General features: G+C 44.7%; 14 protein-coding genes. 9 read left to right on the top strand and 5 right to left on the bottom strand.

The window, feature by feature from the left end; all coding sequences use genetic code 11:
• The first annotated feature begins 10 nt into the window (after window positions 1-10).
• Window positions 11-862 carry a 3-hydroxyacyl-CoA dehydrogenase gene (locus FED51_RS01200; RefSeq protein ID WP_175414290.1) on the top strand — a complete coding sequence of 284 codons (852 nt, stop codon included), beginning with the start codon at window positions 11-13 and terminating at the stop codon, window positions 860-862.
• Window positions 863-876: 14 nt separating this feature from the next.
• Window positions 877-2,079, top strand: a complete 1,203-nt coding sequence (locus tag FED51_RS01205; protein WP_053432054.1) for an acetyl-CoA C-acyltransferase — start codon at window positions 877-879, stop codon at window positions 2,077-2,079.
• Window positions 2,080-2,137: 58 nt separating this feature from the next.
• Here the strand turns inward: FED51_RS01205 and FED51_RS01210 are convergent, their stop codons facing one another.
• The 5 genes from FED51_RS01210 to FED51_RS01230 all read right to left on the bottom strand — a co-directional run bounded on the left by FED51_RS01210 (window position 2,138) and on the right by FED51_RS01230 (window position 6,477).
• A complete protein-coding gene (locus tag FED51_RS01210) occupies window positions 2,138-2,563 on the bottom strand; it encodes a PaaI family thioesterase (protein ID WP_053432055.1) in 426 nt (141 codons plus the stop codon).
• Window positions 2,564-2,615: 52 nt separating this feature from the next.
• Window positions 2,616-3,395 carry an enoyl-CoA hydratase-related protein gene (locus FED51_RS01215; protein WP_053432056.1) on the bottom strand — a complete coding sequence of 260 codons (780 nt, stop codon included), beginning with the start codon at window positions 3,393-3,395 and terminating at the stop codon, window positions 2,616-2,618.
• Between the two features lie 11 nt (window positions 3,396-3,406).
• Window positions 3,407-4,786: a hypothetical protein gene (locus FED51_RS01220; protein WP_053432057.1), complete on the bottom strand. Its 1,380-nt coding sequence runs from the start codon at window positions 4,784-4,786 to the stop codon at window positions 3,407-3,409.
• A 290-nt stretch (window positions 4,787-5,076) separates the two neighbouring features.
• Window positions 5,077-5,325, bottom strand: coding sequence for a ferredoxin (locus tag FED51_RS01225; RefSeq protein ID WP_053432058.1), 249 nt, complete (start codon window positions 5,323-5,325; stop codon window positions 5,077-5,079).
• Window positions 5,326-5,529: 204 nt separating this feature from the next.
• Window positions 5,530-6,477: an NAD(P)H-dependent flavin oxidoreductase gene (locus FED51_RS01230; protein WP_053432059.1), complete on the bottom strand. Its 948-nt coding sequence runs from the start codon at window positions 6,475-6,477 to the stop codon at window positions 5,530-5,532.
• A gap of 67 nt (window positions 6,478-6,544) precedes the next feature.
• Here FED51_RS01230 and FED51_RS01235 point away from each other — a divergent pair, with 67 nt between their 5' ends.
• From FED51_RS01235 to FED51_RS01265, 7 genes are all read left to right on the top strand, one after another.
• A complete protein-coding gene (locus FED51_RS01235) occupies window positions 6,545-7,072 on the top strand; it encodes a gamma carbonic anhydrase family protein (RefSeq protein WP_010896393.1) in 528 nt (175 codons plus the stop codon).
• Between the two features lie 84 nt (window positions 7,073-7,156).
• Window positions 7,157-7,597, top strand: coding sequence for an Lrp/AsnC family transcriptional regulator (locus FED51_RS01240; RefSeq protein WP_010896394.1), 441 nt, complete (start codon window positions 7,157-7,159; stop codon window positions 7,595-7,597).
• Window positions 7,598-7,853: 256 nt separating this feature from the next.
• Window positions 7,854-8,957: a pyruvate dehydrogenase (acetyl-transferring) E1 component subunit alpha gene (gene pdhA, locus FED51_RS01245; protein ID WP_053432060.1), complete on the top strand. Its 1,104-nt coding sequence runs from the start codon at window positions 7,854-7,856 to the stop codon at window positions 8,955-8,957.
• 1 nt (window position 8,958) lies between these two features.
• Window positions 8,959-9,945 (top strand): alpha-ketoacid dehydrogenase subunit beta, encoded by a 987-nt coding sequence (locus FED51_RS01250; RefSeq protein ID WP_010896396.1) that lies wholly within the window; start codon window positions 8,959-8,961, stop codon window positions 9,943-9,945.
• 26 nt (window positions 9,946-9,971) lie between these two features.
• Complete coding sequence (locus tag FED51_RS01255; protein ID WP_010896397.1) at window positions 9,972-11,216, top strand: dihydrolipoamide acetyltransferase family protein; 1,245 nt, start codon at window positions 9,972-9,974, stop codon at window positions 11,214-11,216.
• Entirely contained in the window at window positions 11,217-12,638 is a 1,422-nt protein-coding gene (gene lpdA, locus FED51_RS01260; protein WP_053432061.1) for a dihydrolipoyl dehydrogenase, read from the top strand.
• A gap of 27 nt (window positions 12,639-12,665) precedes the next feature.
• Entirely contained in the window at window positions 12,666-14,039 is a 1,374-nt protein-coding gene (locus tag FED51_RS01265; protein ID WP_010896399.1) for a sodium-dependent transporter, read from the top strand.
• Window positions 14,040-14,050: the final 11 nt, after the last annotated feature.

Consider the following 14,050-nt stretch of genomic DNA (forward strand, 5'->3'; position numbering starts at 1 on the left):
GAAGGTTGCTATGGTGGTTAAACAGGTGACGGTGGTCGGCGCCGGCGTGATGGGGAGAGGCATTGCTTATGTCTTTGCCCTCGCCGGCTTTCAGACCACTTTAACAGATATATCGGAAGAGCAATTGAATCGTGCACAACAATACGTCGAGGAAACAGCGGAAAAAGGGGTAGCCAAAGGGAAAGTTACTGAGGAGCAAAAAGCAGCGATCGTACATGGCTTGAACGTCACAACTCATTTAAAAGACGCTGTGAAGCAGGCGGATCTTATTGTTGAAGCCGTCCCTGAAAAACGAGAGTTGAAACAGGCGGTGCTTGAAGTAGCCGACGAGTATTCTCCCCCTCATGCGGTGATTGCTTCCAACACATCGACCATAAGTCCAACTGAACTTGGCTCTTATACGAAGCGATCCAATCAAACGGCGGTGATGCACTTCTTTAACCCAGTTCCGCGCATGCCGCTAGTTGAGATTGTCAAAGGTCTAGAAACGAGTCAACAAACGGTGGACACGATCCGGGAAGTTTCTGAGCAAATAGGGAAAGAAACGGTGGAAGTCAATGAGTTTCCGGGATTCGTTACGAGTCGAATAAGCGCTTTAATCGGGAACGAAGCGCTTCATATGCTTCAGGAAGGGGTCGCTTCTGCTGAAGACATCGATAAGGCTGTGAGATTAGGGTTGAACTTCCCAATGGGCCCGCTGGAACTAGCAGATCTTGTCGGATTAGACGCTAGGTTAAACAACTTGCGCTATCTGCATGAAACGTTAGGCGAAAAATATCGCCCAGCGCCTCTTTTGGAAAAGCTCGTGAAAGCAGGAAGGTTAGGAAGGAAAACAAAGCAAGGGATCTATAAATATGATTGAAGAGGGGGCTAGTAATGGAGGAAGTTGTCATCATAGATGCGGTTCGAACTCCGATCGGTCGCTATAACGGTGCCCTGCGTGACGTGCGCCCCGATGATTTAGGAGCGATTGTGTTACGTGCGTTGAAGGAACGAAATCCTAAAGTGCCCATAGATGAGGTGGAAGAGGTTGTGTTTGGCAATGCCAATGGGGCGGGTGAAGATAATCGTAACGTAGCACGTATGTCAACGTTATTGGCTGGCTATCCTGTCCAAGTGGCGGCCACTACACTGAACCGGTTATGTGGCTCTGGATTAGATGCGGTCGCCTATGCTGCTCGGATGATAGCCGTTGGTGAAGGGGAGATTGTCATTGCTGGTGGAACGGAGAGCATGACGCGCGCTCCTTACGTGATGGGAAAACCGGGACAAAGCTACATGCGTGGTGATCAAACACTCTATGACACAACCATTGGCTGGCGTTTTGTCCACCCTGTCATGGAAGAGACGTACGGCGTAGACTCAATGCCAGAAACGGCTGAAAATGTAGCCAAAACTTACAGTATTTCGCGTCTAGCACAAGATCACTTTGCCTATGTGAGCCAAATGCGAGCAAAAGAGGCAATGGAATGTGGCCGGTTGGACGAAGAGCTCGTTCCAGTGGAGATCGAGGATAAAAAGAATGGGAAATATGAGGTTCGTACAGATGAACATCCACGTCCAATATCGACAATGGAGAAGTTAAACAGCCTATCGCCGCTTTTTGAAAATGGCACGGTTACTGCGGGGAATGCATCGGGAATCAATGACGGGGCGGCTGCGGTCTTGTTAATGAGTCGAAAAAAAGCGAACGAACTCGGCTTGACACCGCTCGCTTCTTATATCGGGGCAGCGACAGCAGGGGTTGAACCACGAATCATGGGGATTGGGCCTGTATATGCGACGAACAAATTGTTGAACCGTATTGGATGGACGGTGAATGGTCTGGATTTGATCGAATTAAATGAAGCATTCGCTGCTCAGGCGTTAGCCTGCATTCATGAGTTAGGGCTTAACCAAGAAGTGGTCAACGTAAATGGCGGTGCTATAGCATATGGTCACCCACTAGGCGCCAGTGGAGCGAGAATTTTAACAACGCTTCTTTATGAAATGAGAAGAAGGGGAAGCAGGAAGGGACTCGCCACGATGTGTATAGGTGTAGGCCAAGGAATATCTGTAGCGGTGGAGCGGATCGATTAAGATATTGAAAAAACCTATTGTGGAATGTATAAACCCACAATAGGTTTTTTGTATGCCGCTAGTTTATTTCTTTAATGATAACGGATGAAACAGAAGTAGCTACTAATCTGTCCCTTTGAAACAGTTCTGCCTCCACATAGGAAACACTCCGTCCTTGTTTTTTTACGTTGGCTATGACGGTTACCCTGCCAGGAAAAACGGGACGGTGAAAGGTCGTGTGCAAGTGAATCGAACCAAATGTTTGCTTTTCATTTAAGATTGAGGCAACTGCATAAGCCATCGCCACATCGGCAGCCGAGGAGACGAATCCACCCATCACGACCCCAACTCCGTTTACAAAGGATGTATCAGGCTGCCAAATAGCGGTTGCTTGACCTTTGACAGCCTCGATGATGTCGATTTTAAGCAACGAATCGCAAGGCGGAGGAGAGGCATGATTTTTTACAACATCATTCAAATTGACTGTAGGTTGTTGCTGTGCCATTTTTGTGATCAACTCCATTACAAGGTTTTGGGCTGTCGGTTAACAATTGCTTCTATTTTCCTTTAAATTGCGGGGGGCGTTTTTCCTTAAATGCTTGCAAGGCTTCTAAACGATCCTCTGTTGGAATGATCGTTTCATAGGCTTTTGCCTCAATAGCAAGACCCGTATGAAGATCGGTTTGGCAACCATAATGAATCGCATATTTGGCTTGGATTACAGCCAATGGGCCATTCACACTCACTTTTTCTGCTAAACGTACAGCTTCCGTCAGGAGGTGTTTTGAATCACAAACTTCTAGTATAATCCCGAGACGCTGTGCTTCCTCCGCAGCCACTTTTCGACCTGTCAGTATCATTTCTTTTGCACGCTGGCTCCCTATTAATCTTGGTAGTCTTTGCGTGCCACCAGCACCCGGAATAATCGCCCAGGTGACCTCCGTCAGTCCCATTTTTGCTTCGGGGACGGCGAGGCGAAAATCACAGGCAAGTGCCAGCTCGAATCCGCCCCCGAGAGCATACCCGTTAATTGCAGCAATCGTCGGTTGGGGAAGTTCTTCAATTTGGTTGAACACACTACGGATTTTATTCACGTTTCTTCTTACCTGGTTCTCATCTAACGTTCGCCTTTCTTTTAAATCAGCTCCAGCACTAAAAGATTTTCCCCCTGCACCGGTAAAAATCACTGTACGAATGGCAGGGTTCGCTTTCACCTCTTGGATCACTTGGTCAAGATCAAGGAGCATTTGATAGTTAAAGCAGTTTAATTGATCCGGTCGATTGAACGTAATGATGGCCACATGATTCTTGATCGTTTGCAAAACAGTCGAATCCATCGATTGTCCTCCTAACCAACATGTTCAGTTTTTCTACTAAGAAGATCGTCTTTAATTCCTTCCACTTCTTTTTCAGTCCATTCTTCTTTTTTCAGTCCGATGAGCATGAGGTGTAATACGATACCGACCCCCATTCCCCAAGCCGGACCAAGAGTAGCAGTTAAAAAGCCAATGGTGAGAGCAATTCCTCGCGAAACATTTGTGTTCACCATAGACATGGAAATGTAGGCACATGCAAATGCAGTTAATAATAAACTGATTGAAAGTGCGACTGGAAACAGTGGTGTAATGATCCCGATAATAGGCATTAGTAGCCCAAATGGGATCGCGAGTAGATAGAAATTCATCGGTCCACTATAAATAGAATCCATGACAGCTCGCCCTTTTTTATAGCGATCAATGAGAAAGATTTGTACCCCCGTCCAAATCGGCCCATGAACCCAAAGGAGTGGACCTGCTGTCATAAGTTGTCCGAGGTTACGAATCGCCACGATGTAATGGCTGCGTGTCGGATCAATGTTAATGTTTTCATCCGTTCTTGCTTCATCTGCGCCTTTTAATAACGTGTTAGCGACAAGCAAATCGCTGAAGCCAAAAACATAAATGATGATCCCAATCGGGAGGACCGTTAAAATCATTTCCCAGCTTGGTAAGCCGACAGCCCATATCGATAATGTCGCAAGGGTTTCACCAAACGGTGGGATGAAAAAGCCCCATTCAATCGTAAAGGTGAGCTCACCACTTAACCATCCGATCAAACCAGCCGCGATAAAGGAAACAAGTAAGGCATTTGAACCAGCCATGACCTTTGCTTTTGTATCTGGTAGCTTTGCAAATGGGATGGAAAACATAAGGAGCATAATAATCACCCATGCTGAGATAAGAGTGATCGGCATGGTTGGAAGGCGCTCAATTTCCGATTGAAGCGCCGCGATGGCGGCCCCCATAATGACGCCTGCTTTAATAGCCGTGGGAAAAAAGTGGTTAAAAGCCGCACCGAGTTTTGTCACTCCAAGGAATAAAAATAGGGCGATCACGACGAGGAAGAGAGCAACCATCCCTTCAACGGCCTCAACTCCTGGTGTAAGCGTATTCAAAAATACGATGGTTAATGGAAGGGCGGCGGTTATGGCTCCTGCGGCATAAGGGTCGCCGAATAAAATCGTTTGAGCAATCACCCAAAACAACATAATAAGACTCACGGTCCAAGCCACTTCAAATGAAACTTGAAAATATTGCATGACGAGTGGGGTTACAGCTCCGCACGTAGCCAACAGCATAAAAGCACCCTGAATCATTAGGCTTGGTTGTAACCGGAGATGCACCCCCGGAAAGCGTGCGTGAAAGGGTCCCCATTTTATACTTGGATGCTCCTTCGCGTTTCGAGCCATTTGTTAGTGGACCTCCTTTTGGTCTAAATTTTCAGAAAATAATGCTGTGAAATAAAGCCCAGTCGCCAACTCACCTCCTTTAAGCGAGAATCGAGAATAGGGCGTTTCGACCTGCGAAAAAGAGCAGCTCAAACGCCACAATCGATGAATCTAGCTTTTCGATGTTTCAAAAACGGATGTACTCTGTTTTACATGCAACTTTGCTACTGGATCAATGAGCTTTACTTTGCCTCTGTAGGGAAATACCGAGAATGCTCGTTTCCACCACAGAAATAGCTTCTATTCACTCCTTATTGACTTTTGTCCAGCTCGCCGTTAAATGCTTCTTCCGCAAGCTTAATAGACCCTGTAGGGCAGCCTTCGACGGCATCTTCAAGGTCGTTTAACAGGCTAGGATCTACCGGGGTGTTCCCCTGATTATGGTCTGCGATATAAAACGCCAGCCCTTCATCATCATAATCAAAAATATCTGGAGCAGAGGCCCCGCAAGCACCGCAGGCAATACATGTATCTTGGTCAACAATAGTAAAAATAGGCAAAAGAAAAACCTCCTAATTATATAACGTTTTTATAACGTAATATTATATAATGTTATAAAAATCGTAAGCGATGATGACTGATCGTGTCAATACAGAAAATGAAAAAATTTCTTAGTCTTTCTGTTTCCGGCTGCATCTTAAGGTAATATTTTCACAAAAAGAGAGCGCTCCGTATTTAAACGCGAGCGCCGTAAATAAAAAAGGTTATAAAAGAGTTGCAAGCTTTTCTTGTTGAGCTCGTGCTTCTCGTATCATTTCGTCAAATAACTCCTGGACGGTAGGAATATCATCAATGAGAGCGGTGATTTGTCCAGCATTGATGTGGCCTTCGGATAGTTTCCCTTCAATCGCCCCTTTGATATGATGAGTTTCATCGGTTTTTTTAAAATAGTCCTCTCGCGACATTCCCTTTAATTCAAGGGCTAGTAACTCTTGGGCATACGGGGTATTGAGTAACCGGCGGCGATGCCCGTAAGAACGTCCCACAATGATCGTATCGTTTGCGGAGGCTTCCTTTAGAGCTTGCTTATAGGAATCATGTACTTGTGCCTCTTTCGTTGCAATGAGCCGAGTCCCCATTTGCACCCCCTGAGCCCCTAAGCTTAGAGCCGCTAATAAACCAGCACCATTCCCAACCCCTCCTGCTGCAATGAGAGGAACGGTGACAGCCTTTGCAATTTGTGGAATTAAGGTAAAGGTGGTGAGTTCTTCGCTTGAATTAAGACCGGCAGCCTCAAACCCTTCGGCGACAATGACGTCGGCCCCATGCTGTTCAGCCTTCAGTGCCTGCTTTACGTTCGCGACAACACAAATCACTTTTGTTCCGGCGTCTTTAAAGAATGGAATGAAAGGGGCAGGATTTCCAGCAGATAAGGAGACAACAGGTACATGTAAATTTTTAATAAGGGAGATAACGGCTTCTAGATCTGGACGAACATTAATCGGAACATTGACAGCAAACGGATGGGGCGTTTTCTCATGCATTTCCTTAATCATCTGTTCCATTTTTTCAATTTCCATCGTCCCTACACCAATTGTCCCAAGACCGCCAGCTTTTGAGACAGCGACGGCTAAAGAAACATGGCTTACATTCCCCATGCCACCTTGGATAAAGGGACGAGTAATCCCTAATGTTTGCAGTAAATGATTCATATTTTTCACCACCGTAAAAAATGTGTTATACTTAAATTATAACATGAACCGGAAGAGAGGGTTGCCTATGATTTTTCGCTATAAAGATTTTTCTCCAAAAGTGGACACGACTGCCTTTATTGCTGAAAGTGCAACAGTCATTGGAAATGTTGAGATCGGAGCTTATACAACCGTATTGTTTAATGCGGTCATCAGGGGAGATGAAGGGCTGATAAAAATAGGAAGGCGATGTAACATTCAAGAGAATGTAATGTGTCACCTGTATGAACAGTATCCGCTTGTTCTTGAAGATGAAGTCTCTCTTGGGCATCATGCGATCGTCCATGGGTGTACGTTAAAACAAGGGGTACTCATTGGAATGGGCGCAACTGTATTAGATGGGGCAGAAATAGGGGAATATTCCATTGTCGGTGCTGGAAGTGTCGTTCCTCCAGGGAAGGTGATTCCACCAAGGTCATTGGTGCTTGGTTCACCTGGGAAAGTCGTGCGAGAAGTTACTGAGCAGGATCTCGCTATGATTGAAGAGACAGTTGAAACGTATGTACGCAACGGACAAGAGTTTAAGCGATCAGATGTTTTAGAGAGAATTCGATAATAAAAGTGGAATAGGAGTCTGAAAATTCAGCCTTCAGGTTTATGGGTGAGGACGAAGCTAAGAGAGGAAAGGGGATGAAAAATCTTGGATCGGTCGGACATTGAACTCTTAAAGGTACTCCAGGATAACGGTAGAATTACCTTAAGTGAGCTCTCGAAAAGGTTAAACCTTAGTCGACCAAGTGTGACCGAACGATTGAATCGCTTAAAAGAGAGAGGCGTCATTGAAGGGATTAGTGCGCGTCTCTCCTATCCGAAAATAGGGAAGAGTGTGACGGTTTTCATTCAAGTGAGTGAAGTGACAGTTCCTTATGCTACATTTGAAAAATTCGTTGAAGAAAATCCACATATTATTGAGTGTCATCGGATCACAGGATCGATTAGCTATATGATGAAGGCGGTCGTAAGGGACATGCAGCATCTACAGTCCCTTATAGATGAGCTCGTTCCATATGGTACCTTGAATACATCGCTCGTCATAAAGTCACCTGTCCCATATAAAAAGGTAGAACCGGTTGAAGAATAGTTTTGTAAGCGCTTTATATATGGGAAAACCGCTATTTTAGCGGTTTTTTATTTGCAATCATTTAAAAGCTACTATCGCATTTTTTATGGATAGAGAGCGACCCTGCAAAATGTAAATTCAGAAAAATGATTTTATTCAATATTGAAATAATTTTGACTAAATAACTACCAAATTCAATATACATCCTTGCAGGCAGATACTATACTTTTTTACAGTTCGGTATTAATTAGCCAATGCGGTGAAAGGGGTTTCCAAAATGGCGATAGAAAACAAGGGGATTCAGCGCGAGCTCAAGCATGAGGAAAATCTATTTCAAGTGCTTACACCTAAAGGTGAATGCCAGTATGAGGGAAGCGAGTTTTTAGACAAAACGTTCGTTTTAAGCATGTACAAACAGATGATCAATTGTCGCGAATTTGACGAGAAAGCCTTAAAGTTACAAAGGCAAGGAAGAATTGGAACGTATGCTTCTTTTAAAGGGCAGGAAGCATGCCAAATAGGAGGTGCATTGGCATTGCGCCCAACGGATTGGCTCTTTCCTACGTATCGAGACCATGCAGCTATTTCTACCCATGGTCAGCCATGGCACCGTATTTTTTTGTATTGGATGGGGCATATGGATGGAAGTCTTTCACCAGATGACAGGAATATCCTCCCCCCAGCTGTTCCTATTGCAACCCAGATGCTTCATGCGGTTGGAACGGCATGGGCGGATAAATTAAAAGGGAATCCACATGTGAGCCTCGTCTTTTTTGGCGATGGGGCGACTTCGGAGGGAGATTTTCATGAAGCTCTCAACTTTGCCGGAGTATATCAAACACCAACAATCTTCTTTTGCCAAAACAACGGCTATGCCATCAGTGTACCGTTTGAGAAACAATCGGCTTCAAAGACGATTAAACAACGGTCTGTAGCGTACGACATGCGAGGAGAGCGGGTTGATGGCAATGATATTTTTGCCGTTTATCTCACCGTGAAAAGGGCCATTGAGCAAGCACGGAAAGGCAGAGGGCCAACACTAATTGAAGCGGTCACAACTCGATTTGGCTCTCATACGACAGCGGATGATGCGAAGAAATACCGTGATCAAGAGGAAATCGAACGAATTTGGAAGGAAATGCAGGACCCACTCACAAGGTTAAAAGCTTATATCCAAGCGAAAGGCTGGCTGAGCGAGGAGGAAGAAGCACAAATGAAGGCAAAGATTCGTGAAACGATCGATGAGGAGCTTTCGATGGCCGAACAGTATCCGAAGCCTTCGATTTCACAAATGTTTGAGCATGTGTATGAAAACCAACCATGGTATGTGAAAGAACAGGAGCAAGAGCTAGCTGAACTGTTAGGGAAGGAGAAGAGATAGTATGGGTTCGCAACAACAAACGATGCTACAAGCAATTAATCAGACACTAGATGACCTTTTAGCAACAAATGACGATGTCATGTTGTTAGGGGAGGACATTGGAATAAATGGTGGTGTTTTTCGTGCAACCGATGGCCTTTATGAAAAGTATGGAAAGGACAGAGTGGTCGATACTCCCTTAGCTGAATCGGGCATCATTGGATCTGCTATTGGTCTTGCGATGAATGGCAAGCGCCCAATCGTAGAAATACAATTTCTTGCGTTCATTTATCCAGGATTTGAGCAGCTCATTTCCCATGCTGCTCGAATGAGATACCGCACGAGAGGGCAGTACAATGTACCAATGGTCATTCGAACACCATATGGCGCAGGGATTCGTGGACCAGAACTGCATTCTGAAAGTGTTGAAGCCTTTTTTGCCCATACACCTGGGTTAAAGGTGGTCGCTCCGAGCAATCCATACGATGCTAAGGGTCTTTTAACAGCCGCTACTTCTGACCCTGACCCAGTCATTTTTCTCGAGGATACGAAACTATATCGAGCGTTTAAAGAGGATGTGCCTAATACTCTGTATGAAATTCCGCTCGGTCAAGCGAAAGTCGTTCAAGAGGGCGAAGATGTAACCGTGATTGCTTGGGGTGGCATGGTGCGAGAAGCCTTACAAGCGGCGAAGGAAGCAGAGAAAGCCCATGGTTGGTCATGTGAAATTATTGACCTACGTACCATTGCTCCGATTGATCGAGAAACGATCATTGAATCAGTAAAAAAGACTGGCAGGGCCATTATTATTCATGAGGCGCACAAAACAGCAGGACTAGGCGGGGAAATAACGGCATTGATTAACGAAGAGGCTCTAATTTATTTAAAGGCACCCGTCAAAAGAATTGCAGGGTTCGATATTCCGGTTCCGCAATTCCTATCGGAAAATCAATATCTACCAACAATTGAACGGATGTTTCGTGGGATTGAAGAGACTGTTAGCTTTTAAGACGAAAAAATAGGAGAGATCAAATAATGGTTGAATTTAGACTACCTGATGTAGGGGAAGGGATGCATGAGGGAGAAATTATTAGCTGGTTTGTTCAAGAAGGAGACCATGTCAAACAGGATGAGCCGGTTGTTGAAGTTCAAACCGATAAGATGAATGCAGAGTTAACAGCCCCAGTATCAGGTAAAATAAAACGAGTTTATTATAAAGTAGGAGAAGTAGCAGAGGTGGGGTCGTTGTTATTCACAATTGACGAGAACCTATCAACCTTTAAATCCGAAACACATGAACGAACAAAACGAGAAAACAGCACTGAACAAACACGTCCAATCTCTAACATTAGTTTGACGTCACAACAAAAAGCCCCCGTTAGAAAAGGATTGGCTACTCCCTACGTAAGACAGTTAGCGAGGGAAATGAATATTAATTTAGAAGACGTTGTCGGTACAGGACCTGGGGGGAGAGTGTTAGAGCAAGATTTACAAAACGATACGAATCTACAAAAAGTTAAAACGGTGCCATCGGGAGTGGCGAATGTTCAGGAAAGCATCGAACGAACAGGATCATCTGCGGAAAAGCGCATTCCTTTGAAAGGAATTCGTAAAGCAATTGCAGAGAAGATGATAAAATCTGTTGCTACGATTCCACACGTGACACACGTTGATGAAATTGAAATGGATGCTTTAAAGGAGCTCCGTGAGCAGTTAAAACATTACAGCGAACAGAAAGGGATAAAGCTTACGTTTCTACCTTTTTTTATAAAAGCAATTGTAAGCGCTTTAAAAGAGTTTGAGTATTTTAATGCTTCGATTGATGAGGAGACAAATGAAATTGTGTTAAAGAAAGACTATCACATTGGGATTGCCACAGATACAGAAAAGGGGCTCATTGTTCCAGTCATTCAAAATGCCGATCAAAAAAGCTTGCTAGAGCTGGCAGGAGAAATTACTCAATTGTCTACTCAAGCAAGAAAAGGAACGTTAAATGTTCAGCAGATGACCGGAAGTACATTTACGATTAGTAATGTCGGTCCAATCGGCGGTCTGCACGCTACCCCAATCATTAACTATCCGGAGGTGGCCATTCTTGCATTGCATAAAATGGAGCCGCGAAACGTTGTGAGAGAGTGGGAGAGTGTAATAAAACTCATGATGAATATGTCTTTATCGTTTGACCACAGGTTAGTGGACGGGGCAACAGCTGTTCGTTTCACAAATCGCATGAAAGAGCTCATTGAGAATCCAAACTTACTATTAATGGAGTTGAGGTAAATGGTCGTAGGAGAGGTAGCAGTGGAGGTAGATACGGTCGTCGTTGGAGGTGGTCCAGGTGGATATACTGCAGCTATTCGGTTAGGTCAGTTAGGGAAGTCTGTTGTTCTTATTGAAAAAAACCAGCTAGGGGGTGTCTGTTTAAATCGGGGCTGTATTCCATCAAAAGCGCTTATCCAAATGGCTGAAAAGTTTGATGAACTCACCCATTTAAAAGAGATGGGGGTTGAACTCCCAGGTAAGCCAGCTTCTATTGACTTACACAAGTGGCAGAAATGGAAACAGGAGATTACAACAAAGTTAAACACAGGTATTCACCAATTGTGCCAGCAAAATGGGGTGACGGTCGTCACTGGAGAGGCGCATTTTCTATCCAGTCATCGTGTCGGGGTTGAAACGGGTAACGCTTTTGACGTGTATAAATTTGAACATGCGATCGTAGCTACAGGATCAAGCCCGAGATCTCTCCCTTTTGCTGAAGTCGATCACACGTACATACTAGATTCTACTTCGGCTTTAGAGCTAACAGAGGTGCCTCGCTCCTTATCAATTGTAGGGGGAGGTTACATTGGGATGGAGCTTGGTCTCGCTTTTGCGAAGTTAGGAAGTGCTGTCACCATTGTGGAGATGTCTCCTCATATTTTACCGGCTACTGCCCCCCATATAAGCCGAGAAGTGCTAAAAAAGGCGGAGAAGTTAGGGGTGACGATTAAGTCGTCTACTAGTGTTGAACATCTAACGGTGAATGACGGTTACGTAGAGCTCATCGTTCAATCAAATGGAGAACAAGAAACGTTACAAAGCGAAAAAGCATTGATGACAGTCGGAAGATCGCCAAATACAAAAGGTCTAGGGTTAGAGCAGGTAGGTGTTTTTTTTAATGAAGATGGGACGTTACCGATTAATGAAGAATGCCGAACGAACATTGATCATATTTTTGCCATTGGAGATGTAACTGAGGGGCCGGCGCTAGCACATAAGGCATCAAAGCAAGGGATCGTTGCTGCTGAAGTCATTGGCGGCTTGCCGAGTGCGATCGATTCCTCTTATATCCCATATGTCGTGTTTACTGATCCACAAATTGCAGGGGTTGGGCTGACGGCTAAGCAAGCGCAGGAACAAGGGCATCGTGTAAAAACAGCTCGGTTCCCGTTCCAAGCGAATGGACTGGCTTTAGTTGCTAGTAAGCCCGATGGGTTTGCTGAAGTAATCGTTGACGAGGAGAGTCACCTTCTGCTAGGCTTTCATATCGTTGGGGCAGATGCCTCTAACTTGATCGGTGAAGGAGTATTAGCCTTAGAGTTAGGAGCACGGGTGGAGGATGTTGCACTAACTGTCCACCCCCATCCAACATTTAGTGAAGGGTGGCTGGGAGCAGCAGAGGCTGCGTTAGGTCACGCTATCCATGTGGTGAACAAATAAACTTTAGCATTTTAAAGGGGGAAGAGGATGAAACAGCAATGGTCATCCAAGTTGGCGTTTATTTTGGCGGCTGCCGGTTCTGCTGTTGGTTTGGGGGCAATTTGGAAATTTCCGTACGTTACAGGTACGAGTGGTGGTGGGGCATTTTTTCTCATTTTTATTTTGTTTACGTTATTAATTGGCCTTCCATTACTAATTGGGGAATTTGTTATTGGGCGTAGTACGCAAAAAAATGCGATAGAGTCCTATCGGGCGATCGCTCCTAACTCGTCGTGGGGAGGCGTTGGGAAGCTAGGAATTTTCACATGCTTTTTGCTTCTTTCTTTTTATAGCGTCATTGGGGGATGGATTATTATTTATTTCTTGAAAGCGATAACGGGTCAGTTATCCGGTCTAGACGAAGGGCGCTACGGTGAAATTTTTGCTGAAACGATAAGCAATCCGATCCTTGCCATATCGTCACAGTTCGCCTTTTTAGCCATCGTCATGTATGTCGTATCAAGAGGTGTTAAAAAAGGAATTGAGCGCGCGAGTGTCATCATGATGCCAGCCTTGTTTGTGTTATTTCTGGCGATTGTGATTCGCGGTTTAACACTCGACGGCGCAACCGAGGGACTAGCATTCTTTTTAGTTCCAGATTTTTCAACGATCACCTCTGAAACCTTATTATATGCGATGGGCCAATCATTTTTTGCTCTCAGTGTAGGTGTATCAGTAATGGTGACCTATAGTTCTTATCTATCACGAGATGAGAGTATCGTTCAATCAGCACTATCAATCGTGATGCTAACGTTTGTTGTTGCCTTTTTGGCAGGTGTCGCCATATTCCCTGCGGTGTTTTCATTTGGTATGAGCCCAGATGAAGGGCCAGTTCTATTATTTAACGTATTACCTAGCGTTTTTGATCAAATGCCGTATGGAGCCTTTTTCTTAGTTACCTTTTTGCTCCTCTTTCTATTTGCAACCCTCACATCTGCATTTTCCATGCTTGAGGTGGTTGTAGCGGCGATAACAAAAGGAGACGTAAGTCAGCGACCGAAAGTCACTTGGCTCATTGGCTTGGCTATTTTTGCTGTTGGTATACCATCTGCCCTCTCATATGGGGTGTGGAGCGATGTTTTATTATTTGGTCGAACCGTCTTCGATACAGCGGACTTTCTTGTAAGTAATATTTTGATGCCAATCGGTGCGTTATTAATCGCTATTTTTGTTCCTCTAAAAATATCAAAAGAAAGGCTCTATGAAGAAATAAAGGCAGGTGCGAGCATAGGAAAGCGTCTGTTTGCTATATGGTTTATCCTGATTCGCTATGTCGCCCCAATTGTAATTGCCATTGTATTTTTAGATGTCATCGGAGCCCTTTCGTTCATCTCTGCAGTAGCAGGCGCAGTTTTTAACTAACCTTGGGAAAA

The sequence above is a fragment of the Halalkalibacterium halodurans genome (assembly GCF_005671335.1).
GTDB classification, from domain to species: Bacteria; Bacillota; Bacilli; order Bacillales; family Bacillaceae_D; genus Halalkalibacterium; species Halalkalibacterium halodurans.

Bases quoted from the DNA above. Each gene is read 5' to 3' on its own strand.
- FED51_RS01200 (WP_175414290.1), top strand. From the start codon at position 11: ATGGTGGTTAAACAGGTGACGGTGGTCGGCGCCGGCGTGATGGGGAGA.
- FED51_RS01205 (WP_053432054.1), top strand. From the start codon at position 877: ATGGAGGAAGTTGTCATCATAGATGCGGTTCGAACTCCGATCGGTCGC.
- FED51_RS01210 (WP_053432055.1), bottom strand. From the start codon at position 2,563: ATGGCACAGCAACAACCTACAGTCAATTTGAATGATGTTGTAAAAAAT.
- FED51_RS01215 (WP_053432056.1), bottom strand. From the start codon at position 3,395: ATGGATTCGACTGTTTTGCAAACGATCAAGAATCATGTGGCCATCATT.
- FED51_RS01220 (WP_053432057.1), bottom strand. From the start codon at position 4,786: ATGGCTCGAAACGCGAAGGAGCATCCAAGTATAAAATGGGGACCCTTT.
- FED51_RS01230 (WP_053432059.1), bottom strand. From the start codon at position 6,477: ATGAATCATTTACTGCAAACATTAGGGATTACTCGTCCCTTTATCCAA.
- FED51_RS01235 (WP_010896393.1), top strand. From the start codon at position 6,545: ATGATTTTTCGCTATAAAGATTTTTCTCCAAAAGTGGACACGACTGCC.
- pdhA (WP_053432060.1), top strand. From the start codon at position 7,854: ATGGCGATAGAAAACAAGGGGATTCAGCGCGAGCTCAAGCATGAGGAA.
- FED51_RS01250 (WP_010896396.1), top strand. From the start codon at position 8,959: ATGGGTTCGCAACAACAAACGATGCTACAAGCAATTAATCAGACACTA.
- FED51_RS01255 (WP_010896397.1), top strand. From the start codon at position 9,972: ATGGTTGAATTTAGACTACCTGATGTAGGGGAAGGGATGCATGAGGGA.
- lpdA (WP_053432061.1), top strand. From the start codon at position 11,217: ATGGTCGTAGGAGAGGTAGCAGTGGAGGTAGATACGGTCGTCGTTGGA.
- FED51_RS01265 (WP_010896399.1), top strand. From the start codon at position 12,666: ATGAAACAGCAATGGTCATCCAAGTTGGCGTTTATTTTGGCGGCTGCC.